The 22610-nt window shown below is 51.2% G+C and carries 21 protein-coding genes; 7 read left to right on the top strand and 14 right to left on the bottom strand.

All coding sequences use genetic code 11. The features are described from left to right. Positions 1-73 precede the first annotated feature (73 nt). Together LOS79_RS28615 and LOS79_RS28610 are read left to right on the top strand one after the other, a co-directional pair. A complete protein-coding gene (locus tag LOS79_RS28615; protein ID WP_315414160.1) occupies positions 74-1153 on the top strand; it encodes a Gfo/Idh/MocA family protein in 1080 nt (359 codons plus the stop codon). Between the two features lie 26 nt (positions 1154-1179). Continuing rightward, positions 1180-2076 (top strand): AraC family transcriptional regulator, encoded by an 897-nt coding sequence (locus tag LOS79_RS28610; RefSeq protein WP_315414158.1) that lies wholly within the window; start codon positions 1180-1182, stop codon positions 2074-2076. A gap of 10 nt (positions 2077-2086) precedes the next feature. On the opposite strand, the gene LOS79_RS28605 is transcribed toward LOS79_RS28610, so the two are convergent. From LOS79_RS28605 to LOS79_RS28550, 12 genes are all read right to left on the bottom strand, one after another. Further along, complete coding sequence (locus LOS79_RS28605) at positions 2087-3841, bottom strand: DUF5605 domain-containing protein (protein WP_315414156.1); 1755 nt, start codon at positions 3839-3841, stop codon at positions 2087-2089. An 18-nt stretch (positions 3842-3859) separates the two neighbouring features. Beyond that, positions 3860-4690, bottom strand: coding sequence for a carbohydrate ABC transporter permease (locus LOS79_RS28600; protein ID WP_315414155.1), 831 nt, complete (start codon positions 4688-4690; stop codon positions 3860-3862). A gap of 25 nt (positions 4691-4715) precedes the next feature. Then, on the bottom strand, positions 4716-5591 hold the full coding sequence (locus LOS79_RS28595; protein WP_315414154.1) for a carbohydrate ABC transporter permease: 876 nt from the start codon (positions 5589-5591) through the stop codon (positions 4716-4718). 30 nt (positions 5592-5621) lie between these two features. Beyond that, positions 5622-6902, bottom strand: coding sequence for an ABC transporter substrate-binding protein (locus LOS79_RS28590; protein WP_315414152.1), 1281 nt, complete (start codon positions 6900-6902; stop codon positions 5622-5624). 191 nt (positions 6903-7093) lie between these two features. Further along, positions 7094-8287, bottom strand: a complete 1194-nt coding sequence (locus LOS79_RS28585) for a response regulator (protein ID WP_315414150.1) — start codon at positions 8285-8287, stop codon at positions 7094-7096. 1 nt (position 8288) lies between these two features. Continuing rightward, positions 8289-10076, bottom strand: coding sequence for a sensor histidine kinase (locus LOS79_RS28580; protein ID WP_315414148.1), 1788 nt, complete (start codon positions 10074-10076; stop codon positions 8289-8291). A gap of 281 nt (positions 10077-10357) precedes the next feature. Continuing rightward, positions 10358-11155: an ABC transporter permease subunit gene (locus LOS79_RS28575; protein WP_315414146.1), complete on the bottom strand. Its 798-nt coding sequence runs from the start codon at positions 11153-11155 to the stop codon at positions 10358-10360. Between the two features lie 36 nt (positions 11156-11191). Next, on the bottom strand, positions 11192-11986 hold the full coding sequence (locus tag LOS79_RS28570) for an ABC transporter permease subunit (protein ID WP_315422492.1): 795 nt from the start codon (positions 11984-11986) through the stop codon (positions 11192-11194). A gap of 12 nt (positions 11987-11998) precedes the next feature. Further along, positions 11999-12880, bottom strand: a complete 882-nt coding sequence (locus tag LOS79_RS28565; protein WP_315414145.1) for an ABC transporter ATP-binding protein — start codon at positions 12878-12880, stop codon at positions 11999-12001. A 12-nt stretch (positions 12881-12892) separates the two neighbouring features. Further along, positions 12893-13510 (bottom strand): TetR/AcrR family transcriptional regulator, encoded by a 618-nt coding sequence (locus tag LOS79_RS28560; protein ID WP_315414143.1) that lies wholly within the window; start codon positions 13508-13510, stop codon positions 12893-12895. Between the two features lie 159 nt (positions 13511-13669). After that, positions 13670-14254 carry an NAD(P)H-dependent oxidoreductase gene (locus LOS79_RS28555; protein ID WP_315414142.1) on the bottom strand — a complete coding sequence of 195 codons (585 nt, stop codon included), beginning with the start codon at positions 14252-14254 and terminating at the stop codon, positions 13670-13672. A gap of 194 nt (positions 14255-14448) precedes the next feature. Further along, a complete protein-coding gene (locus LOS79_RS28550) occupies positions 14449-14877 on the bottom strand; it encodes an Rrf2 family transcriptional regulator (RefSeq protein ID WP_315414140.1) in 429 nt (142 codons plus the stop codon). Positions 14878-15001: 124 nt separating this feature from the next. Here LOS79_RS28550 and LOS79_RS28545 point away from each other — a divergent pair, with 124 nt between their 5' ends. Both LOS79_RS28545 and LOS79_RS28540 read left to right on the top strand, forming a co-directional pair. Beyond that, positions 15002-15934: a hypothetical protein gene (locus LOS79_RS28545; RefSeq protein ID WP_315414138.1), complete on the top strand. Its 933-nt coding sequence runs from the start codon at positions 15002-15004 to the stop codon at positions 15932-15934. Between the two features lie 162 nt (positions 15935-16096). After that, positions 16097-16843: a DUF2785 domain-containing protein gene (locus LOS79_RS28540; protein ID WP_315414136.1), complete on the top strand. Its 747-nt coding sequence runs from the start codon at positions 16097-16099 to the stop codon at positions 16841-16843. Here the strand turns inward: LOS79_RS28540 and LOS79_RS28535 are convergent. Next, entirely contained in the window at positions 16833-17897 is a 1065-nt protein-coding gene (locus LOS79_RS28535; protein ID WP_315414135.1) for a suppressor of fused domain protein, read from the bottom strand. The two genes, LOS79_RS28540 and LOS79_RS28535, sit on opposite strands and share 11 nt — an antisense overlap. A gap of 159 nt (positions 17898-18056) precedes the next feature. Here LOS79_RS28535 and LOS79_RS28530 point away from each other — a divergent pair, with 159 nt between their 5' ends. From LOS79_RS28530 to LOS79_RS28520, 3 genes are all read left to right on the top strand, one after another. Continuing rightward, the gene (locus LOS79_RS28530; protein WP_315414134.1) at positions 18057-18743 is read left to right on the top strand and encodes a hypothetical protein; all 687 of its coding nucleotides are present in this window, start codon (positions 18057-18059) and stop codon (positions 18741-18743) included. A gap of 304 nt (positions 18744-19047) precedes the next feature. After that, complete coding sequence (locus tag LOS79_RS28525) at positions 19048-19362, top strand: transposase (RefSeq protein WP_315414133.1); 315 nt, start codon at positions 19048-19050, stop codon at positions 19360-19362. 11 nt (positions 19363-19373) lie between these two features. Then, a complete protein-coding gene (locus tag LOS79_RS28520; protein WP_315422104.1) occupies positions 19374-20243 on the top strand; it encodes an IS3 family transposase in 870 nt (289 codons plus the stop codon). 482 nt (positions 20244-20725) lie between these two features. Here the strand turns inward: LOS79_RS28520 and glmS are convergent, their stop codons facing one another. Continuing rightward, positions 20726-22558, bottom strand: a complete 1833-nt coding sequence (glmS, locus tag LOS79_RS28515) for a glutamine--fructose-6-phosphate transaminase (isomerizing) (protein ID WP_315414132.1) — start codon at positions 22556-22558, stop codon at positions 20726-20728. Between the last annotated feature and the right edge of the window lie 52 nt (positions 22559-22610).

The raw sequence follows: 22610 nt of genomic DNA, 5'->3' as shown, positions 1-22610 counted from the left end.
TCATATACAATAAGGAAATAGTGTATTGACTGTACAAGCTCATTATAAATAATCAACCGGGGTGTATAAGTGTATGCCAACCACCAACCAACCTATTCGTTTCGGCCTTATTGGCAGCGGATGGAGAGCAGAAATGTATCTGAAGCTGGCTCAGATGCTGCCGCAGCAATTTCAGGTCAGCGGTGCGGTAATCCGTAACCCGGCGAAATATCAGCAGCTTATCGGCAGATGGAGCCTTAAGGTATACAGCTCTGCCGGACAGCTTGCGGCGGACAGTGATTTCCTGGTGCTGGCCGTGTCCAAGACGGCGGCAGCGGATCTGCTGCTGGAGCTGGCAGACCTGCAGATTCCTGTGCTGGCCGAGACGCCTGCTGCCGCCTCACCGGCTGAATATGAACGGCTCCGTGCCAGCCTCACCCGCGCTTCGCTCATTCAGGTAGCCGAGCAATATCCGCTGCTTCCGCATCATCAGGCGAGAACCGCCTATATCGGGGAGGGGCAGCTTGGCAGGATCGGCCATGTCCAGGTCTCTGTCGCCCATGGCTATCATGGCATCAGCCTGATCCGCCGCTGGCTGTCTGTCAATGGAACCGCCTGTGAAATCACGGCCCGGCGGCTGGAGCTGCCCATTATGGACTTCCCCTACCGGGGACGGGCAGCCGAAGACAGCCTGACGACAGAGCAGCAGGATATCGCAATTATGGTATTCCCCTCCGGCCAGAGTGCGGTGCTTGACTTCACCCGCTCACAGTATTTCTCGCCGCTGCGCAGGAACCGCGTCCTGATCCGCGGATCACACGGCGAAATCCGCGACAATGAGATCAGCCGCCGCCTCAGTGCAGAGGAGACCGGTTATGCAGAGATCCTGCGGATTCAAGGCGGACAGGAAGGCAGCCTGGACAGCCTTGCCCTGCGGGAGCTGCGGGCCGAAGGCCAGTGTCTGTTCCGCAATCCCTTTCCTGCGGCCCCGCTCTCTGATGAAGAGATCGGAATTGGCCAAGCCTTGCTGAATATGTCCGGCTTCCTGCGGACAGGGATTTCGTCCTATTCTCTGGCAGAGGCGTTAACTGACGCCAGACTCTCGTTTGCGGTTGATGAAGCGATTTGCTCGGGCGGCAAAATTACATTACAGGATGAGATCAGCCTGCTGTAATGGATGACATATAGGAGGTTCAGACAATGGCCGGAGAAACAACAAAGAAGCCCGAAGGCTTCATGAGGGAGAAGCTGTATGTGCTCCCTGATTATTGGATAAGGGAACTGGAGAAGGAAGACCTTACTTCCTCTCTGTACATAACAGATATCGGCTATTTCCCGAGTGCCCAGTACCATTTCCGCGAACGGCCGGAGGGGGCTCCGGCGCATATCTTTATTTTCTGCGCGGCGGGAGAAGGCTGGGTCGAGCTGCAGCAGGATGAGCGGATGACCCTGCGGGAAGGCGATATGATCATTATTCCTCCCGGTACTCCTCACCGGTATGGTGCAGCAGCCGCAAATCCATGGAGCATCTACTGGTTTCATTTCAAGGGTGAGCATGCAGCGCAGCTCGTCAGCCTGTTCGGCTTGTCCGCAGCGCAGCTCGCCCTTCCGCCCAGCGGGATTGCCCGGTTCACCGAATGGTTCCAGCCTGCCTATGAGCTGCTTGCCGAGCGGACATATTCGCTGACCTCCCATGTTCATGTTGCCCAGACAGCAAGGCAGCTGCTCTCCGGCATCGGCCTGAATACGATGAAGTCGGCACAGGAGAAGAAGAGGGAGAATTACCTGGAGCAAGCGATCCAGTATATGAATCAGCACATGGATACCTCTATCAAGCTTACGGAGCTGGCCAGACATGTCGGGCTGTCGCAGCAGCATCTGATTCATTTGTTCAATCTGGAGACCGGCGTTCCGCCGATTGAATACTTCCTGCGGCTGAAGATCCAGCGGGCCGGCCAGCTCCTTGACCTTACCGAGCTAAGCATTAAGGAGATCAGCGCAGCCGTCGGCATTAATGATCCTTACTACTTCTCCAGACTGTTCAAGAAAATGTCCGGCTTCTCGCCGTCCCGTTACCGCAGTATTCCGAAGGGCTAATCCCGGTCTGCTACGGCAATTGCCGGGTGAACCGCACGGCCATGTACTGCCGCGCCGGCAGATCAACCCGGAAGCTGCCCTCTTTCAGCTCCAGTTCTTTGCTGATGGTCATGTTCCAGGTATCAATGATCTCCACTGCATATTGTACACCCGGCTTGAAATGGAAATTCCGGAAGCGCGGCTGATTGAAGCCGAAATAATAAATATAGTACTCCTGGTCAATGCCGGCACACGGCAGATCCCAGTCCGAAGGCAGCGGCTCCCAATATCCGGCCGGGGATTCTTCAATCATCTTGCGCAGAAAGGCAATTCTTGCCGGGCTCGTGCCGGTCAGCTCGCCGCCCTTTGACCACCACAGCAGCTCTTCGCTGTTCATATAAGTCTCGCCATGGCCGACATAACCGCCCCGGACGAAGCCTTCCCAGAACCGGCGGGTCATCTCTTCTCCGGTAATATTCCCCCAGCCCTGGTCAATGTCGCCTTCATAGGCGCATTCATCAATGACAACCGGCTTGTTCCAGCGCTGCCGCCATTCCGTGGTGGCCTCCGAGGTCTTATAGACATCAACCCGCTGCAGACTGCAATGGCTGATCCACGGCTTGTCATGATCGTAGAAGGCCAGACAGTTGTGGTTGGACAGCAGATGCGGGTAAGGATCATTCGCCTGAACCAGCGTTCCAAAATATTCCCAGTCTTCATCCGTCTTGGCCCACATCAGGTCATATTCGTTCGCAAGTGACCACCATACATTACGGAACGCCCCCAGCCGGGCGATAATATAGCGGAGATAACGCTCATCCGCAGCACGGTCCATCTCCGAGAAGCCCCACTTATCATACGGATGCATAAGAATCAGATCTGCTTCAATCCCCAGCCTGCCAAGCCCGGCAATCCGCCGTTCCAGATGCTCGAAGAAATCAGGGTTAAACACTTCGAAGTCCCAGCCGCTCTCCAGGGAACCGGCAAACGGATAACGCTGCGGCTCATTCCGGTTATAGAGATAAGACTTGGGAAAGACGCACATGCGGATTTTGTTAAACGGCGAGTCCTTCAGTGACTCCAGCGTCGCCTCTTCTACACTCTCCTCCTGATGCGTCCAGACATAGCAGGTCGTTCCTACCGGAAGATACGGGGTACCGTCGGCATACGAGAAATGGAAGGTGTTACTGACCCGGACCGGGCCATGAACTCCAGCCAAGGGAGCCGTACAGAAGAAATCGCCTTCATGGCTGGACAGCCCGCTAACGGAGCTGAACGTGCGGTAATGCCACTCCCCTTCACTGTCAGGCATGAACCGGACCCGGTAATAACCGTTGCCTTCGTAGAAGCCGTCCACCTTAACAGTTCTATCTTCACCGGCTCTGCTGAAAACAGCCCCAAGCTCTACCTCTATATACGGATTTCCGGCTGACGGTCCTTCCAGCTGAAGCTCGAATACTTCCCACTGCGGGGCAAATTCCGGGGAGAGCAGCACCCTCCCTTCAGCATCAGCGGCCGTGTACTGCAGCGGATGCCCGTCTGCTGAACCGCCTGCTCCAGGCTCCGCAATCTCCGGAAGTCCGCGCAGCTCATCCGCAAGCACAGCGCGCTGCTCCATAGCGAAGCCGAGCCTCACCCTGGAATCGAGGAACTCGCCAAGCTTCATCGTCTTATAGATAAACAGCAGATGCTTCTCCTCATCCAGGAACGGGAATGCGCGGACCAGGCAGGCTCTCGCGGATTCATTTTTTAGAATAGCCCCCATCTTCGTCTGTTCAGTAATCATCAATATCCTCCTTAATAGTTAGCCCTTGACCGCTCCGGCCATGCCGGCGACGAAATACTTCTGGAAGAACAGATACACGGCAAGAATCGGTATAATCGATAATAATACGGCTGCACTCAGTAAGGTGTAATTGCTGGAATGCTGCCCCTGGAAGGTCAACAAGCCCGCCGTTACAGGCTGCATAGAGTCCTTCGTGATGAAAATCTGCGCCAGCAGAAATTCATTCCACGTAGCCAGGAAATCCAGAATGATCAGCGTGGCAATCGCCGGCATGGCAATCGGAACAATAATCCGGAAAAATTTGCCCAGCTCGCCGCAGCCGTCTATAAATGCCGATTCATCCAGCTCCTTCGGGATGGAGCGGAGGAAGCCGCGCAGCACCATAATGCCAAACGGTACGCCGAAGCCGATATAAATAATGAACACGCCGGGATACGTATTCTCCAGACCGAAGAAGTTGATCATCATATTCAGCGGCACAAGCGTAGCCTGGAAGGGTACCATCATTCCGATCAGGAAGAATCCGAACAGCACATTCCCCCATCTGAAATTCATCCGCGTCAGCGCATATGCAGCCAGTGCTTCCAGCAGGATGCCGATCGGTACCTTCACAGCCGAAATGAACATGCTGTTACGGATATAGATGCTCATTTTCGCCCAGGCCTGCGAGAAGTTGCTCCACTGCAGTTTCTCAGGAAAAGCATATACCGGATATTTTGCCAAATCCGCATTTGATTTCAACGCTGTCATCACAATAAAGTAGATCGGAATCAGGAACAGTACAGCCAGGCAGGCCAGGATGAGATAATTGATTATTTTTGAAGACGCAGTATAATTCGTTTCCTCCATAAGTCTGTATCTCCTTTAGCTATCATCACAAATGAGATTTTTTGTTGGTATAGATTACATACGGAATAATTACAATCATTGTAATGAAGACAAGCACCCAGGAGATCGCCGAGCCTGCGCCGATATTGTTGAGCTTGAACGTCTGATAGTACATCCAGGATGAGAGCACCTGCGTGCTCTGGGCCGGGCCTCCGGCTGTCATGCCGTAAATAATGTCGTACACCTTCATTGCATTGACGAGCGTTGTGGCAAAGACGATAACGAATGTCTCGCTGAGCAGCGGTACCGTAATATATCTGAAGGACTGGCGCGGCTTCGCGCCGTCAATAATCGCCGCCTCATAACAGTCACGCGGGATCGTCTGCAGTCCTGCCAGGAATAAGACCATCGGCAAGCCGACACCCTGCCATACACCGGCTACGAATACTGCGGCCAGAGCTGTACGGGGATCAGCCAGCCAGGCATGTGCCCAGGCCCCGAGCCCGAGCTGCTCCAGTACTACATTGAAGAAGCCTTTGCTCGGATGGTATAGCCAGGTCCACATTAAGGCCACGATAATCCCCGACAGTACATAAGGAAAATAGAAGACACTCCGGAAAATCGAACGGCCCTTCAGCCTGCGGTTCAGCAGCAGTGCGAACATCAGCCCGAGGCCGATAATGACCGTAAGCGAGCCGATCATCCACATAATATTGTTGCGCAGAGCCACTCTAAACACGGTATCCTCACTGAGCAGATAGCGATAATTCTGCAAGCCGACAAACTTTCTGGTTGCGGCAATTCCGTTCCAGTTATAGAAGCTTAACCTGAGTGTATATAGGGATGGAGCTACAATGACCACCAGATATGCCAGCAGCGCCGGCATGACGAATGCCCAAGGCTTCCACTGTTTGATCTTCATAAGATGCCTCCTTGGCTGATGCCCGGCCGTTTACTGGCCGCTCTTATAGGTCTCAACGGCCTTCTGCATTTCTTGAGCAGCCTGTGCCGGTGTCCATTCGCCCAGCACTACCGCATCCTGGGCTTCAAACAGCTTCTGTGCTACAGCCTGCGGCAGCGCCTGGTCAGCAATCAGGAAATTCCCTTCGCCGATCAGTTGCGCCAGCTCGGCGGTATGCGGAGATTCAGCTGAGCCTTCGAACTCCTTCAGCGCCGGTGATCCATATTGGTTAATATACTGGTTAACCGTATCCGGTCCGGTCATATATTCCGCCAGCTTCACAGCGGCTTCCTGCTCTTTGGCCTCGCTGCTGCCGTTAATCTGGAACATTTCGGCGAAGCTGGACATCCGGGAGACCGGCTGGTCATTAGGGAATTTGAATACTCCGAAATCGGCCGGGCTGCTGCCCGCCTGGCTGATGCTCAGATCCACCCAGGAGCCTGTGAGTGTAAAGGCACGTTCCGCCTGGTAGAAGGGCGCTTCCGCTTCAGTCGGGTCAATGGTGATAAAGCCTTTTTCGAAATACCCTTTATCCGCCCAGTCCTTCAGTTTGGCGAAGGTCTGCTCCACAGCCGGATCAGCCCAGGAAGCTTCCAGGGTGCTCAGCTTGTCGTGAAGCTCTGCTCCCGCATATTTCTCCAGCAGCTGCTCGGTCAGACGCATGACCATCCAGCCGCCTTTGCCGCCGACAGCAAACGGGGTTACGCCGCTGCTCTTGATCTGTTCCAGCTGCTGCTCAAACTCACCGAACGAGGTTGGCGGCGCGATGTTCAGGCTCTCATACAGCGCCTTCGGATAGAACATGCCGAGTGAAGCCAGATGGAACGGTACACCGGATACTTTGTCATTGTATTTCACCAGATCGAGCGCAGCCGGATTATAGATATCACTCCATTTGTGGCTCTCAGCAATGGAAGTCAAATCCATCGTCAGATTATTCTCGGGATAGAAGGAGCCGAGCGATCCGCCCCAGGTGAACCACATGGTCGGCAATGTCTTGGAGGATGCCGCTACCTTAAGCGATTCCTTCAAAGGATCGGTTCCATAGTAGCTCGCCTCGACATGGATTCCCGGATTAGCCTGCTGGAAAGCATCAATCATGGGCGTTAAATAGGTGGCCTGATCGTTCAGAACCCAAAGCGAAATTGTCGTTTCACCTTCATCTGCAGCACCCGCAGCAGGAGCAGCTGTGTTCTTCGAACCGCAGGCTGTAAGCAGGAGCATTGCAGTCAGCATAACCGTGAGCATAACGGACAGGTATTTTTTTCTCATGTGTTCATAACCCCCTGGATATTTTCAGCAACTGATCCCTCATTTGCCTGATCTCAGTCTACCGCGCCCGGCCAGCTGCCGAATACGGGCCTGCATTGCCATTTCATCCGCTTTCATGTCCTGATTCAGCGCTCTGCCGGAGAGGGGACTCAGATCCTTCATTCTGGTGTCATTTCCTATGTTTTTATGCTCTAACGGTTGCGGTACTCCAGCGGAGTCATCCCTACCCGCTCTTTGAAGAGCTTCCCGAAATAATGCGGGTTCGTATAACTGAGCTGCTCTGCAATCTCATAGATTTTGTTGTTGGTTTCCCGTAGCAGCTTCTGCGCATACATGATTTTATTGCGGATGACATATTCACTGAAGCTCTCCCCGACCTCTTTCAGGAATATCCGGCTTAAATAGCTGGTGCTGATCGGAATCGATTCTGCCACCTTGGGAAGTGAAATATCCTCCAGGAGATAACGGTCGACGAATTGCTTCGCCATCCGCACATACAGGCTGTCACTTTGCTGATGAGCCGGAAATTTAAGTTCCGCCTCGAAGTAGGCCTGGGGAATTTCCGCCGGCCCGCTGTATACCCGGCTGCTGGAGCAGATCAGGGACACATTTAACAGTTCGAAGATTTTATTACGCATTTTGTCGAGATAATGCTCCTTGTCTGCAGGCACCTTACGCTCATCCTTGGCTTCCGCCGGAGCCAGCCAGATAATCTCCCGGTGATTGCGGTGGAAGACCCGGCCGCCCCAGTCCTTAGCCACATACTCATCAATCAGATACCGGATCGACATGAACTTCATATGATCCTCTTCCGCAGTAATGCCGATCTGGTCTGCTGCATCATCCCGCAGCCGGAAGGCGGCCAGCCACAGCCCCCGCTTAAACGATTCGTCCAGCAGCTTCTCATAGCTCCCGTCATGAGGAAATGTATAGACATCAAGCAGCGATACCAGCAGTTCATTCCGTTCCTTCTCAGTCAGCAGCGTCTGCGGTCTTTCGGCGCTTCTCTCCAGCAGAGCAATCGTTTTGTGGAGGGTTGCGGCAACCTCCGCTTCATCCATCGTAGGCTTATGCAGGTAATCTATGGCCCCCAGCCGGATAGCTTCCTTCACATAAGGGAAATCATCGTAGCTGCTGAGGAAGATCACCGCAGTCTTATGATCCCCGTTCCTGCGGACCTGCTGAACCAGCTCTAGCCCGTTCATCCCCGGTATGCGGATATCCGTCATGATGATATGAATGTCACCGTTCTCCAGAATCTTCAGCGCTTCTTCCCCGTTTGAGGCTTCCGCCTTCCAGTTCACGCCGCAGGCTTCCCAGTCCAGCATATAACGCAGCCCCATCCGGACGATGGACTCATCTTCCACGACTAGCAGATTCCACATGTTATTCACCGCTCCTTTGAGTCAATTGATCGTAAGGCAAAGTAATGATTACAGCCGTTCCCTGCGGCAGCCGGTGAAGCTGCAAACCATAATCCGGACCGAAGCGCAAACGGACTCTGTCATTCACATTGTTAAGTCCAATGCTCGAGGTTCCGCCCTGCTTGCGGTCATTCAGCAGCCGGGTAATTTGCTCTTTCGGAATTCCGATGCCATCGTCGCAGACTTCTATCTGCAGCAGATTGCCCGGTCCGGCAAGTGTAGCTCCAACTTTAATCTTCAGGCTGCGGTTTAGGCCCTTGGAGGCATGGAAGATGGCATTCTCCAGAACAGGCTGCAGCAGCATCGGCGGAATTCCTGCATCCAGCAGCTCTTCCGGAACTGCCCATTCAATGGCGAAGGTGTTGGTATAACGCAGATCCATCAGCTCGGCATAGGTTTGCAGCAAGGCGATTTCCTCAGACAAGGGCAGCAGCTCATCCTGAATCCTCATGTAGGACTGGAGCAGCCGGTTCAGGGAATGAATGAGACGGGCAATCTGATGGGATTGCTGCAGGATAGCCAGCATACGGATTGAATTCAACGTATTGTACAGAAAGTGAGGCTGAATCCTAAGCGTAAGCGCATACAACTCTGCTTTACGTTTCTGCCGCTCCTTGTCCGCAATGGATTCAATCAGGCCATGGAGCCGCTTCACCATTCTGGAGTAGCTCAGATGCAGCTGGCCGATTTCGTCCTGGCGCAGCGAAGGCTCCACATCTTCGAATCTCCCCTGTTCTACATTCCGCATAGAGCGGATAAGCTGCAGAATAGGGCCGGACAGACTGCGGGCCATCAGCCAGGCAACGGCTGCCGCGAATATCACCAGCACGGCCACAATAATGAAGGTATACTGGCGGATTGACCGGCTGTCCCGCAGCAGCTCATTCTGGTTTTTGCCCAGATAAATTGTCCAGCCGAGGTACTTGCTCTGCTTCATAACACCACGGTAGATGACCTTTCCCTCGGTTCCGGTTCCTTCGGTAGTCCATATTCCCCGGGATTCACCCTTGGCAAGCTGACCCAGCAGCGATCCGGCAATCTGCGTATCCGAAGTGTACACCAGCTGGTTATCCGCATCGGCCACCGTCACTACACTGCTGCGCAGCTGGGAGGAACGGATGATGGTCTCAATGAAATCAGGAGAGATATGCAGTGCCATCAGAGCCAGCGGCCGCATGTTATCGTCCAGGAGCAGCCTTGCGCCGGTCACCGCCTGAAACGGTTTCCCTTCAAACTGCCTGATCTCATGCACCCCTGATACCACGAAGCCCCCCTTCTGCGCAAGAGCCGCCTTGTACCATGACTCCCCCGAAGCATCATACTCCCTGTTGACCGTTGAGGAAGCACTCGTCCGGTAAGCACTGATTGCCCCGTTCATCCCGTACAGCACCATTCCCTTTATCGATGTATTAATCGACGGATACGCGCTCATCAGACGCACCAGCTGCTTCTGCGAATTAAGCTCTGCCGAGCCCCATTCATCCTCCGGGACGTACGGCTGGCTAAGCAGCTTGAAGGCCTCCGGCATATAGTAGGGAAGAATACTGAACCGGTCAAAGTCACTGATCTGCTTCTCGATTGCAGAATTAAGCTGGGTGGCAATCACCTGCAGATCCTGTTCGGTCTGGGCTTGCAGGGTCCGGGAGGATTTCTTATAAGCAATGGTACCTAATAGCAGCACTGGCAAGCTGGCAATAAGCAGTAAAGTAATAAACAGCTTGCGGTTGTACGATAGTTTACGCCATTTCATGATGATCCCCCTAAACTTTTCCACTTAACAAACTCTTTTTTAGTTATACACATTCAGATTTTAAGATTACGAGGCCATGGTAACACCGGATTTTGCCAAAGTCAATGCGCTGAATAGAATTTATTGAAGAGAAAAGATGCCGCCTCAACTAAACTAATCCATTTTTTCAGCTAAAAATAACCACTGCTTTCTAAACAGGGATATTTCTTCTGTATCAATAACAAAAAAACACTGATAAGGAGCCTTCCCTCCCCATCAGTGCCCTCTGTTCACAGCATAGCTTATACGCTAAGCTCCCGCTTCCCGTAGAAATAATAAGTCAGCACCGTCAGCCCTGCAGCCAGCAGCAGAGACAGCGCTATAATGCCCGGGTGAAGTCCGCTCCCCTCTACAATCCGGGTATAGCTGAAATACTTAAACGGCACCAGCACATTCAGTACGCTCAGTTGTTCTGCCAGATCAGTGATCTTCGATATCACGAAGGAGCCGACCAGAATTGCCGCCGCAATCCCTCCCGGGGCTTTCGGGTTCCTCAGACATGCTGCCAGCAAGGCGCCGAGCGCCAGGAAAATCAGCTGGACCACAAGCATACTCAGCAGGAACCAGACAATCTCAGCAGTAACATCTTTGCCCTTATTATAGGCAGACACCATAACCAGCGAGGACAGGAGCGTAACCAGATTGAGCACGATAACATTCACCAGGGCCGCCAGCAGCTTAGCTGTTATGACCGCTCTGCGCGACACCGGTTTGGCCATCAGGAACTCCGCCGTTTTATCCCGCTCCTCTTTGGCAATGATGCTGCTTCCCAGCAGCACGGCATGAATGCCGGCGGTTAGCTCAATATACAGAAACAGCAGGGCGAAGAATCCGCTCATCACCGTCACATCCAGCGAACCGATTCCCAGCAGTGCTTTTAATGAGGCAGGCATCTGGTTGAAAACTTCATTGCCCGCTCCCCCGGCCGAATACGCCGTATACTTGCCCATACCGCTCGCGACCAGCAGAAACATACATACGCTCCATATGATCAGCGCCTTGCGGCTTGCCTTCATCTCTCTCCAAAATATATTCATCATCCGGCCTCCTTATAGCCATCCCCGGCCAACTCCCGGCTACACCGCATGAATATCCTTGCGGATATACACCCTGTAGCTTACAGTCACCGCAGCAGCGGTAATCACGGCACCAGCCAGCAAATACGGCAGCTCGTACCCGGCATGCTCCATAATATAGATGCTGTCGAAATATTTGAACGGTGACAGATAGCGTGCTGCCCCATCCTCTGCACCCGTTGCGAGCAGCGCCCCAATCATATAGAAGCCGAATACGGTGCCAAGCGAGAGTGGCAGCACATTGTTCAGCTTGGTGAAGAATACGGAGATCCCCGCCCCGGCCGCCAGGAAGATCAGCTGGATAAACAGCAGCGGCAGATTAAGCAGCAGGAACAGCTTATGGCTATAGCCGGCAGCAGCGACGTTTCCCGCAATCAGATAAGTAGCAGCGAAGAATACAATATCGGTCAGGATAATCATCGTGCAGGCTGCCAGCAGCTTGGCAGTAACAATCTTCGTACGCGAGACAGGCTTAACCAGCAGGAAATCGGCCGTGCGCTCCCGCGATTCTTTGGACAGGATCGACAAGCCAAGGTTCATCGCCTGAATCGCTCCACACAGTGTGATATAAGCAAAGACCATGGAATAAAAGCCGAGGATAGAGGTTATGTAGTCCAGGTTAATGCCCAGCATCGCCCGTATGGAGGCAGGATAGCCGCCCAGTAATTCCTTGAAGTCTGCCGCATCACTTACCATACTGGGGTAGATGAGCAGGAACATGGCAGCGAGCAGTGTCATGGCACAGGTCCAGAGTATGCTCGATTTGCGGAGGGATCTCAGCTCATGCAGATACATATTCACAGCCGCTCAATCCTCCTTCACATAATAGTGCATGAAGATTTCCTCAAGATCGGGTTCTTCTATCGCAATATTGCGCAGCTCAATCTCCGAGATTCTCTGCATAATCGTATTGATATTTCCCCTGAAAATAAATTTGGCCTCCGTACCCTCCACTTCAAGCCTGCTCACACCGCTGATATTGAAATCCTCTTTACGGATTGCCGAAGCTCCCTCAATGCTGATCCGCTTATAGCTGTTCTCCTGCAGCGTGCTCATTTTCTCCAGCTTAATGATCTCCCCCTCCTTGATGAAGGCCACCCGGCTGCACATCTTCTGCACTTCACTGAGGATATGGGAGGAAAAGAAGACCGTAGCCCCCTTCCGGTTCTCCTCTCCGATCAGTTCGAAGAACCTCTGCTGCATCAGCGGATCCAGTCCGCTGGTCGGTTCATCCAGAATAATCAGCTTCGGCTCATGGAGCAGCCCCTGTACGATACCCACCTTTTTCTTATTGCCGAACGACAGATCGTCGATCTTCTTCTTCACATCAAGATCCATGACTGCAGCCAGCTCCTTGATCCGTTTCGTGCAGTCCTTCTTATAGAAGCTTGCCGAATAGTTGAGCAGATCGATTACCCGCATATGATCATAATAAAAGACCTCGGACGGTAGATAACCCAGCTCTTTGCGGACTTCCGGATACTCGGTACAGCTCTTGCCGAAGATTGTGGCGCTGCCGCTGGTCGGGGAGATCAGTCCCAGCAGGGTGCGGATGGCTGTCGATTTGCCTGCACCATTGGGCCCGATGAAACCGAAGATTTCCCCCTCCTGTACAGACAGATTAACATTCTTAATTCCCCTCGCTGCCCCGTAATGCTTGGTAAGATTGGTCATTTCAATGATGCTCATCGCGCCACTCTCCTAAATGAGATGTTCCTCTTTGTACAGATTATTCCGCAGCATCACTATGCACGCCTCGAACTCCTCAGCAATCACTGCCGGGTCAATCACCGCCGTGCCAGGCAGCTCATTCACGAAACCCTCCGAATAGCGGACCAGCAGCTTCATCACCATCTTCGGGTCAACGCCATCCTTGAATTTGGAGACGTCCATCCCCTCCAGGGCAAGCTTATTCCTGAAGCCCTCCCCGGAGGCAAGCTTAGCCTTAATCTCCTGCTTCACTTCCCTGTCACTTTCAAAGAATACACTGGTAAAAAAGGACAGGATCGCCGGATGCCGCTCCATCGCCGCTATCTTGATCGCTGTAGCCATTCTGATTCTGTCGAAGAAATCCGTTATACTCCGGTCGAATTTCTCCTGGATGGCTTCAATTATAATACCGCTGCCAAAATCAATTAAATACAGATACAGGTCCTTTTTCGTGCCAAAGTAGTGAAAGACCATCGCCTTAGAGATCCCTGCAGCAGCGGCAATATCACTTACGGAAGTCTTCTTATATCCATTTGCGCTAAAGGCTGCCAGTGCGCCGTCGATAATTTGCGTCTGCTTGTCTTCCGCCAGATTTATGAACTTATCCAACTGGTCACCTCCATCATTACGAATCGACCGATTCGGTTTACGAGCATAGTATAGTCCTCTCGACCGATTCGGTCAATGGCTAAAATGCAGGCAGCAAAAAAACGGCAGAAATCCGCCGTTTTTGCTTGTCTGGTTTTTAGTTATTTTAAATAGTTACCCTTAGAGCGAAGCAAATTTCTCCTTCACTTGATTCAGCATGCCTGCGCGGTCTTCATCCGTAGCTACGGTAGTTACGCCGCCAAACAGGAAGTGCTCAACCACCTCAATGCCGCAAAATTCAAAGATTCCGCCATCTGAGGTCTGCTTAAGCGATGCATTCATTCCGATGGCTTCATAGATTTCACCAGGTGTTCCGTACGTATTGACGAGCACGCCCTTTTTACCTGTAAACAGCTTGTCTACTCCGCCCTGAGCGTTATATTGATAGGCAAATCCGTAAGAGAAAGTACGGTCTACATAACCCTTAAGGATCGCCGGGAGACCTGCCCACCAAATAGGATAAATAAACGTAATTACATCAGCCTTAGTCAGGAATTCCTGCTCTGCTGCGATATCTGCGGGTGCATTTCCTTCACGTAATGCCGCTGTATCCGCCGGAGTTAACACGGGATTGAATCCCAGCTTGTTCAAATCACGGACATGAACCTCATGCCCCTTCGACTTCAAGGCATTAACAGCAGTGTCCAGAATAGCATGGTTGAAGCTGCCTTCGTGAGGGTGTGCGTATACGATCAAATGATTCATTCTTGTGTAACCTCCTGAAATAGAGTATTCACTCACATTATCTGCGAATTCTAAGTAATTATGCGTTAAAATAGCCCGTTATTAGTAACTGTCACGGTTACTAATATGAACAAAAAAATAAGAAGCGCCTCTTATGCTGTAACTTTAACAGTTACATTTAAATCAGTCAACTCTTATTTTTGCGGATTTTCCTGTCAGCTGTTTATTTCACTCTGCTCAATCTCATTCACGATCTGTTCCACTGTCGTCCGGGCCAGCATCTGTTCCATTTGCAGCTGGGCTGCTTTGAGTGGCGTCATCAGCGCCGATTGGATATTACGGCCTACCGGACACTGCAGATTGGTCTCCTGATGGATCGTGAACAGATCCTTGGCCTCCGGCAGCTCCACCGCGTTATACACATCCAGAAACGTAATTTCTGCCACCGGCCGCAGCAATTTGATTCCGGTAATTCCCGGCCGCGATTCAATCAGCTTGGCCTTGCTTAGCATGCTCATAATCTTACGGATTACAGCCGGGTTGGTATTCACGCTTGCGGCTATATAATCGGAGGTAACTTTTCCTTCATTGATATGAACCAGAGATAAAATATGAATAGCTACAGAAAACCTGCTGCTGATCATAGGCCAATCCCCCCTTAATGTAATTATCATTATTACATAAGCCGGGAACAAAATCGATTCAATCCTTTCAGAACAGTCCAATAGACTTAATAGGCCAAACATGATTATAACAGGAGGCTATGACATGACAAGCATACACAATTCTTTGGCGAAAACAGGCAGAGCCGTTCTGCTGGGGGCAGCTCTGGCCATTGCCGGCGGTACCGCGGCAGGCTATGCCCAGCCGGTATCGGCAGCTTCAGCATCTGATGCCCAGGCCGTCTATAACCAGTTCCGCAAGTATGTAAGCAATCCCTCAAGCCTGGCACAGGCCCGCAAATATCTGATTAACCATATTGCTGAAGCCGGCTCCTGGTATGGAACCGTGATGACGCTGCAGCTTGAAAATGTCCAGAAGGCCGAGCTGCCGCGGTTCTCTGAGTACATTTATCCGGAGCATGTACAGCAGGTACTGATGGATGCGGAGATCAGCAATGATCTGACTTATACAGAGCAGTTGAAGCGGATTAAGGACCCGGGCGTCCGTAAGCTGCTTGAACAAACCTGGGATAAGGGGTACAAGCTGGAGACCAGTGAAGGCATGTATTACCCTGTCATGCATTATGAAGGATTCAAGGTATTCAAGCCGAATATCAGCAAGGATATCGCCGCGTATATTGACATTATGGCAACCGAGAGCAATACACCGTCCAGCTTCGACGCCGCAATTGTCATTACATGGGACGAGCTGATTGGCCGGGCAGCAGTCATGAGTGATTTTGTCCAGAAATATCCGAAATCCAACCGTAACGCAGCTATACGCGAAGAGCTGTCCTATACGGTTCCCTCCATACTGCTGGGGGCTGATAATACCCCCGCCTATGATTACCAGACTAATGAACTGGACCCCGAACTCCGCCGGGCCTACGATGATGTTCTTCGGGAAGGGCCGGGTGACAACGGTGTACTGAAGGTTCTGGCCAAGCTGATACCGCTGCTGGACGCTGCCGGAAACAAGAAGACACCGGAGGTATCAGCTTACCTGGAGCAGGTGGTTGAGAGCTACAGAGACCTTTGATCCGCACACGGGACAATATATGCACCTTATAGTAAGATAAAAGAACGTGTATTTATATAAATCCCGGCAGGAGAGTATACAATGAATTTAAAGGAACAGCTTATTTGGATTCGGGAAAACGCCTATCAGGCGCCTCCCGGTACATATCAGTTAGTGCAGGAAATGTTACTTAACATTGGTTCTACAGATGCCGAACTTCGGGATGATCTCATTTATACAACCTTGTCACACTGGATTCCCGGCGAATCACTGACCGTGGATGAACTGCAACAGCTGCTCCCCGTTATTTTGGATGATCAGCATCTACAGTTTAAGTCCGGCGAGACCGCTACAGACTCAGTCTTCACCCGGTCCTTCTCTCTGCTGGTCTTACCGCTTCTCTTCACGAGGCATAGACAATCACCTTTTCTCACAAGCAGGCAGATCCATCAGATCAAAGACAAGGTACTCGACAGCATACTGGCAGAGCGGGATTACCGCGGTTATGACGAGGACAAGGGCTGGGCTCATGCCATAGCCCATGGGGCAGATGTGCTGGACGAATTGGCACAATGCCCTGAGCTGGATTACGATGACCTCGTGAATATCCTCGATGTGGTTCAGGCCAAGGTGACTATAACAGAGCGGATCTACTCTGACGGCGAGGACGAACGGCTGGTCAGGCCCATCATTAGTGTGCTGAACCGGCAGCTGCTTAGCCAGGCTTACGTGGAGCAGTGGATTCAAGGCTTCGGGGAGGCAGAGAAAAGTCCGGATTTCCTCCCTGCCTTCAGGCAGAGATATAACATCAAGAACTTCTTGAAGAGCCTGTACTTCCGGGTAAAGTATTATAAGACAGATGCCGGCCTCTGTCCGGTGATTGAGAATACGCTTTATAAGGTGGAAACGGTGTACTACGCTAGCCGATAGTCTCCACTACCTGACCATCCTGGTCCTTAATATACGTCTTGTTTACTCTTACAATCAGTTCTTTGGCCGCCGCCAGCTTATATTCGCCCTGAACGGGCCGTAATACCGAGGACAATTCCCGTACAGCCTCTTCGCTTAGACTGATCCGGACAGACTTCTCACCCTCCTTGAACCCGGTCTCCTCTCCCAGCTCCAGCACAACATGCAGTTCCCGGCTGGTTAAGGACAGCTCCCTCCCCTTCAGCAGCCGGGCGCTGAGAAGTCTGGCCGCCATTTCAGCCTGCTTAGCCCCCATGGTCAGTACAGTAGGCGCCTTGCCGAACAGTCGGTTCTTCCCCGGCTCCCACCCTAGCTGATCGACATATAAAAAGCCCGTACTGGAACCGTCACGCTCAATGCCCTCCCGCACCGCATCCGCAATGCCGGGAATCCGCAGCAGTGAATCACGTGTGAGATCAGTGATATAGTAAGGAAGCACATCACTTGCTGCCTGCAGGAAGGCATTCGTATTCCAGATAGTCATAGCCTCCAGCTCATCCGCTGTAATCCCTGCCATCTGCAGAAACTCAACGTGGCCATTAGGCGTATCGATGGCCGGAAGCTCAGGATCATCCGTGAAGGCAAGCGCAGTCAGCTTGGAATCTGCCCCCAGGCAGATGGGGCCGTTCGCATCCAGATGATGACCGGACGCAAAGAAATTGCCGCTTGAGAATACATATCTCGCCATATTCTGCAGCAGATTCAGCGCCCAGGCCGGAGGCTCCTGCTCGTCAGCAGTCCGGCTCAGCCGGAAGGTCAGCTCAAAGCCGTAGCCGCTGTATTCCGGATCTGTCGACTCCTTCGCATACAGCTCAGAGAAGCCAAACGTTACAAAATGCCAGTGAGGATAAGGCAGCTCGGCCTTATAGGCGCTGATTCCATTCAGCGGATCCTTCCCTCCCAGGATATAAGGCACCAGAGTCCCATAATGCTTAGGCTCCTGCTCACCATACAGTCTCTTCATTTGCTCTTCAATCGCATCCCAGCCGCTTGCTTCTACCTCTTCTTCGCTCATGGTTCAGCCTCCTGTAATTGACGGGTATGTATCTTTTCCAATATTACCCTTGCGGGAACTTGGTTAAGCAGGTGGTATTCTGTTCTGCTCCAGCTATCACAGCCTTGCATACCTAACTCTTCAATGATTAAATAATAGAACTAATGGGAGGGAAGCTGAATGGGATTTTTTAAAAAACGAGGATACCTTTGGCTCATCATTGTATTAGTTATGGCTCTTGTTGGAGCAGGAACTTCTTTATTCGGGAAGGGAGCTTTAAAAGACAGGTCACTTTCCCGGGAACGTATTGCCGAGCTTAGAGACCAGTATCCTGTAAACCATAGCACACTTCAAAATGCTATGACTAAAGAGTTGTCATTCACTGATGTTATAGACTTCTCTCAAACCGTTGCGGAAGTAGAGGTGATTGAAAAGTTACCGGAATACACTCTTAATCTAATAAATGATGAAAACACCCCTGAAGGGAAGTTGAATCAAAAGCAAAAGAGTATGGGCTTTTCTTTTGCAGAAGCGAAGTTTATACCCTTTAAGGTTAAGGTCAATGAGGTTATTGCCGGGGAATCCGTGGGAGAATATGTTAACCTAATTTACAACTCTGATCTGAGTGAAAGTGAACCTGATTTAACACCAGGAACAAAGTTAGTCACCTCTTTATTTAGGGCTTCATTGCATCCCGAGGGAAATTACTTTTCCACTAAATACGGATCGTATTATGTGGTAGACGACAATTATGTGCTATCGGCTTATGAAAACAAGGAACAGGGGGAAACGGGGTTTGCAGGAAAATTATTGAATGGTAAAACACTGGATAATTTAAAGGAAGAGATAAAGGCATATAAAAAATAGTTTACAGAAAAGTTCTGCCAAAAAGCTCTCGATTATGAGTAGTTTTTCAAAGAATCCCCTTGCTGAACGGCCGGTAGAAAATCATTCTATTGATTCACCGCTTGCCCGCACGACAGCTTAATATACACGATTGCCTGTGTACATTACCCGCAGCTAAGCCAAGTCAAATGTGACGTTGGATCTGGTTATAGCGGACTTATGCCAACTCTCCGGTTCAAATACAGCCCAATTCTTGCCCTTATGGACACTATGAAGTAGACTAATAAGTGGACACGGCAAACCCAACCCATGGATAATAGAATAAATGCCAGAAGAGGTGAACGCCGTGTCAGAACGGAAGCGATATAACCGAAAGTTTAAAGAAGAAACGGTAAAGTACATCCAAGAACAACGGAAGTCCATGGATGAGATTGCCCTCGAGCTCAATATTCCAAAAGGAACACTGAAGGGTTGGATGAGCACGTACCGTCAGTTCCCCGATGAACCGTTTGTAGGCAGTGGCCGGCTGCGTAGCCAAGAACAACAGATTGTGGACCTCGAGCAAAAGAATAAGGATCTGGAAGAGGAGATCGCCATCTTAAAAAAAGCTATGCACATCTTCAGCAAAGACCGGAGCTAGGGTTTCAGTTTATTGAGGAACACCGTTCCATGTTCCGGATTGAGAAGATGTGCAGCGTACTTGGCGTCTCCCGCAGCGGCTACTATAAATGGCGAAAGACCCCTCCCAGTGACCGAAAGAAACGACAGGAGCAGTTGGTGAAGCGCATTGAGTACCACTTTTACGATAACGATAAAATCTATGGCAGTCCGAAAATCACCAAAAAGCTGCAAGAAGAAGGGTTTACGGTGGGTGAAAAAACCGTAGGCCGACTCATGCGGGCGCATAAGTTCCGTTCCGAAGCCATGAGAAAATTCAATGTCCAGACGACGGATTCCAACCATGATTTCCCGATTGCCCCCAACTGGCTAAACCAGCATTTTGATGTGTGTACCCAACCGAACCAGGTATGGGTAACGGATATTACCTACATCCGAACACGCCAAGGCACGGTCTATTTGGCAAGCGTATTAGACTTATTTACGCGTAAGATTGTAGGCTGGAAGCTAGGGAACCGGATGAAAGTGGAACTGGTATCTGGCGCGCTAGCGAGGGCCTACGAGGCTCAGCAGCCGGGGAAGGGACTGATCCACCATTCAGACCGGGGAAGCCAGTACGCCTCTGCAGACTACCGGAAAAAGCTGAAAGAGTACCATATGATTCGTAGCATGAGCCGCCGTGGAAACTGCTACGACAATGCTTGCATTGAATCGTTCCACAGCATTCTGAAACGGGAACTCATTTACCGCAGAAAGTTTGAGACGCAAAAAGAAGCTGAACACCAACTGTTTCAATACATTGAGTTCTTTTACAACCGGAAGCGAATCCACAGTAAACTGGGATACCTGTCTCCGGATCGCTTCGAATCCCTATACTACCGTAATCTAAAACTTGCAAAATGACCTGTTTTTCCGTGTCCACTCTATTGACAGAAGTACACTACAGCTCTTATTCGCTCAAAATAGGCCTTTTAGGCGGTCTTATGGACACCACGGACCTTATCCGCCGCTTTTCACAGGCTAACTCCGCTTTTCCGGTGAAATAACGGCGCTGGTGTCCGCAAGTCGGCACTTTGGTGCCATTCCGCAGGCTTAAGGTCTCTCCTGTCCGTAACGCTTAGCCAGTCACTTGAACAACCGTTACGTGCCTGGCTACTTTCTGAACAGAGAGCCAATTCCGTCCCTTTACCTGCGCGGCAGCTCATTGAACATGATTTTCCGCTTAAAGGTGAGACTTCCGGCCGCTAGCATCCCTGCAGTTCCAAGCTCCCCTCCGCCAGCGCTCCTTTTTCTAAAGTTTTATAGTTCAATCTATATAGTAAAATAAAAAAAGCCGCCCTAAATCATTAGGACGGCTCTTGTTAATAAATTAATATCTACTCATCTTACTCCACAGTAACACTCTTAGCCAAGTTTCTTGGCTTATCAACATCGTGACCGAGTGCCAGCGATGCGTAGTAAGCCAGCAATTGCAGCGATACTACGGACAAGGCAGAGGTCAGCAGCGGCAGCGTCTGCGGAATTACAAACACCTGGTCAACGGATCTGAGCAGATCGTCTTTGTGTTCTTCATGGGTAACCGCCAGGACGTGTGCACCGCGGGCTTTGACTTCCTTGATGTTGCTTACCGTTTTCTCAAGAACGGATTCTTGAGTTGCCAAGGCAATAACAGGAACGCCGTCTTCGATCAGTGCCAGTGTCCCGTGCTTCAGCTCACCCGCAGCATAAGCTTCGGAGTGAATGTAGGAGATTTCTTTAAGCTTCAGCGATCCTTCCTGAGCTACTGCGTAGTCTACGCCGCGGCCGATGAAGAACAGGTGCTTATGCTCAGCGATTTGCTCGGCATAGGCTTTGATAACATCCTTCTGGCCCAGAATCACTTCAACCTGCTCCGGCAGGGACTGCATAGCCGCCACAATCGACTTCACTTCAGCTTCAGACTGGGTGCCGCGTACTTCTGCCAGGAACAGACCAAGCAAAGTGAATGCGATCAGCTGGGAAGTGTAAGCTTTGGTCGAGGCTACAGCGATTTCCGGTCCAGCCAGGGTTACGAGCACACTGTCAGCTTCACGGGCGATAGAGCTGCCTACTACGTTAGTGATCGCCAGTACATGGGCGCCGTTCGCTTGACCTTCACGAAGAGCGGCCAGGGTATCGGCAGTTTCACCGGATTGACTGACTACAATTACCAGGGTTTCTGGAGTAACGATTGGTGCACGGTAACGGTATTCAGAAGCAATATCGTTCTCAACTGGAATACGAACCAGTGACTCAATCAGGTTACGTCCTACGAGACCCGCATTATATGCAGTTCCGCAAGCTACGATCTGGATGTTGCGGATATTCTTGATTTGTTCTTCAGTCAGGTTCAGCTCAGGCAGAATAACTTTGTTGCCTTCAGCATTCACACGGCCGCGCATAGTATCGCGGTAAGCTTTTGGCTGCTCGTGAATTTCTTTCAGCATGAAGTGCTCATAACCGCCCTTTTCTGCGGTAACAGCATCCCAATCGACAGTAATCATTTCCCGAGAAATAAAGTTGCCTTCAATCGTCATCAGTTCGACAGCATCCCGTGTCAATACAGCCATTTCGCCGTCGTTCAGGATGTATACGTTACGTGTATATTCCAGAAGTGCAGGAATATCCGACCCGATAAAGTTCTCGCCATCTCCCAGACCAATAATCAGCGGGCTGGCCTGACGTACAGCTACCAGTCTATCCGGCTCATATTCAGTCAGCACGCCCAGTGCGAATGCACCGCGCATATAAGTGATTGCTTTTTGCACAGCTTTCACGATATCGCCATTGTATTCGCGGGCAATCAGGTGGGAAATTACTTCAGTGTCTGTTTCGGAAGTGAAATTAGCTCCGCCGGCAATCAGTTCTTCCTTCAGATCCAGATAGTTCTCAACGATCCCGTTATGCACAACCGAGAATTTGTGAGTGTTATCTGTGTGCGGGTGCGAGTTCTCGTCAGATGGTTTGCCGTGTGTCGCCCAGCGGGTGTGGCCAATACCTGCACTGCCTGTCAGCGGAGTCGCTTCAAGACGGGATTCCAGGTTCGCCATACGGCCCTGAGCTTTAACAACCTGCAGACCTTCCTTGGTGAATACAGCAATACCAGCGGAATCATACCCGCGATACTCCAGCTTCTTCAGCCCTTCTACCAAGATCCCCTGCGAATTCTGATTACCAATATATCCTACAATACCACACATTATATTTTCCCCCGTCCAATTTATCGTAGTGTGGGCGGCATGAGGAAAGAAA

Origin of the sequence: Paenibacillus sp. MMS20-IR301 (assembly GCF_032302195.1) — a bacterium.
Lineage (GTDB): Bacteria > Bacillota > Bacilli > Paenibacillales > Paenibacillaceae > Paenibacillus_AQ.
The sequence above is the reverse complement of the archived record's forward strand: the minus strand, read 5'-3'. Positions and strand labels throughout refer to the sequence as shown.

Excerpts from the sequence above, each read along its gene's own strand:
- LOS79_RS28615 (WP_315414160.1), top strand. The coding sequence starts at position 74 with ATGCCAACCACCAACCAACCTATTCGTTTCGGCCTTATTGGCAGCGGA.
- LOS79_RS28610 (WP_315414158.1), top strand. The coding sequence starts at position 1,180 with ATGGCCGGAGAAACAACAAAGAAGCCCGAAGGCTTCATGAGGGAGAAG.
- LOS79_RS28605 (WP_315414156.1), bottom strand. The coding sequence starts at position 3,841 with ATGATTACTGAACAGACGAAGATGGGGGCTATTCTAAAAAATGAATCC.
- LOS79_RS28600 (WP_315414155.1), bottom strand. The coding sequence starts at position 4,690 with ATGGAGGAAACGAATTATACTGCGTCTTCAAAAATAATCAATTATCTC.
- LOS79_RS28595 (WP_315414154.1), bottom strand. The coding sequence starts at position 5,591 with ATGAAGATCAAACAGTGGAAGCCTTGGGCATTCGTCATGCCGGCGCTG.
- LOS79_RS28590 (WP_315414152.1), bottom strand. The coding sequence starts at position 6,902 with ATGAGAAAAAAATACCTGTCCGTTATGCTCACGGTTATGCTGACTGCA.
- LOS79_RS28585 (WP_315414150.1), bottom strand. The coding sequence starts at position 8,287 with ATGTGGAATCTGCTAGTCGTGGAAGATGAGTCCATCGTCCGGATGGGG.
- LOS79_RS28580 (WP_315414148.1), bottom strand. The coding sequence starts at position 10,076 with ATGAAATGGCGTAAACTATCGTACAACCGCAAGCTGTTTATTACTTTA.
- LOS79_RS28575 (WP_315414146.1), bottom strand. The coding sequence starts at position 11,155 with ATGATGAATATATTTTGGAGAGAGATGAAGGCAAGCCGCAAGGCGCTG.
- LOS79_RS28570 (WP_315422492.1), bottom strand. The coding sequence starts at position 11,986 with ATGTATCTGCATGAGCTGAGATCCCTCCGCAAATCGAGCATACTCTGG.
- LOS79_RS28565 (WP_315414145.1), bottom strand. The coding sequence starts at position 12,880 with ATGAGCATCATTGAAATGACCAATCTTACCAAGCATTACGGGGCAGCG.
- LOS79_RS28555 (WP_315414142.1), bottom strand. The coding sequence starts at position 14,254 with ATGAATCATTTGATCGTATACGCACACCCTCACGAAGGCAGCTTCAAC.
- LOS79_RS28550 (WP_315414140.1), bottom strand. The coding sequence starts at position 14,877 with ATGATCAGCAGCAGGTTTTCTGTAGCTATTCATATTTTATCTCTGGTT.
- LOS79_RS28545 (WP_315414138.1), top strand. The coding sequence starts at position 15,002 with ATGACAAGCATACACAATTCTTTGGCGAAAACAGGCAGAGCCGTTCTG.
- LOS79_RS28540 (WP_315414136.1), top strand. The coding sequence starts at position 16,097 with ATGTTACTTAACATTGGTTCTACAGATGCCGAACTTCGGGATGATCTC.
- LOS79_RS28535 (WP_315414135.1), bottom strand. The coding sequence starts at position 17,897 with ATGAGCGAAGAAGAGGTAGAAGCAAGCGGCTGGGATGCGATTGAAGAG.
- LOS79_RS28530 (WP_315414134.1), top strand. The coding sequence starts at position 18,057 with ATGGGATTTTTTAAAAAACGAGGATACCTTTGGCTCATCATTGTATTA.
- LOS79_RS28525 (WP_315414133.1), top strand. The coding sequence starts at position 19,048 with ATGCCAGAAGAGGTGAACGCCGTGTCAGAACGGAAGCGATATAACCGA.
- glmS (WP_315414132.1), bottom strand. The coding sequence starts at position 22,558 with ATGTGTGGTATTGTAGGATATATTGGTAATCAGAATTCGCAGGGGATC.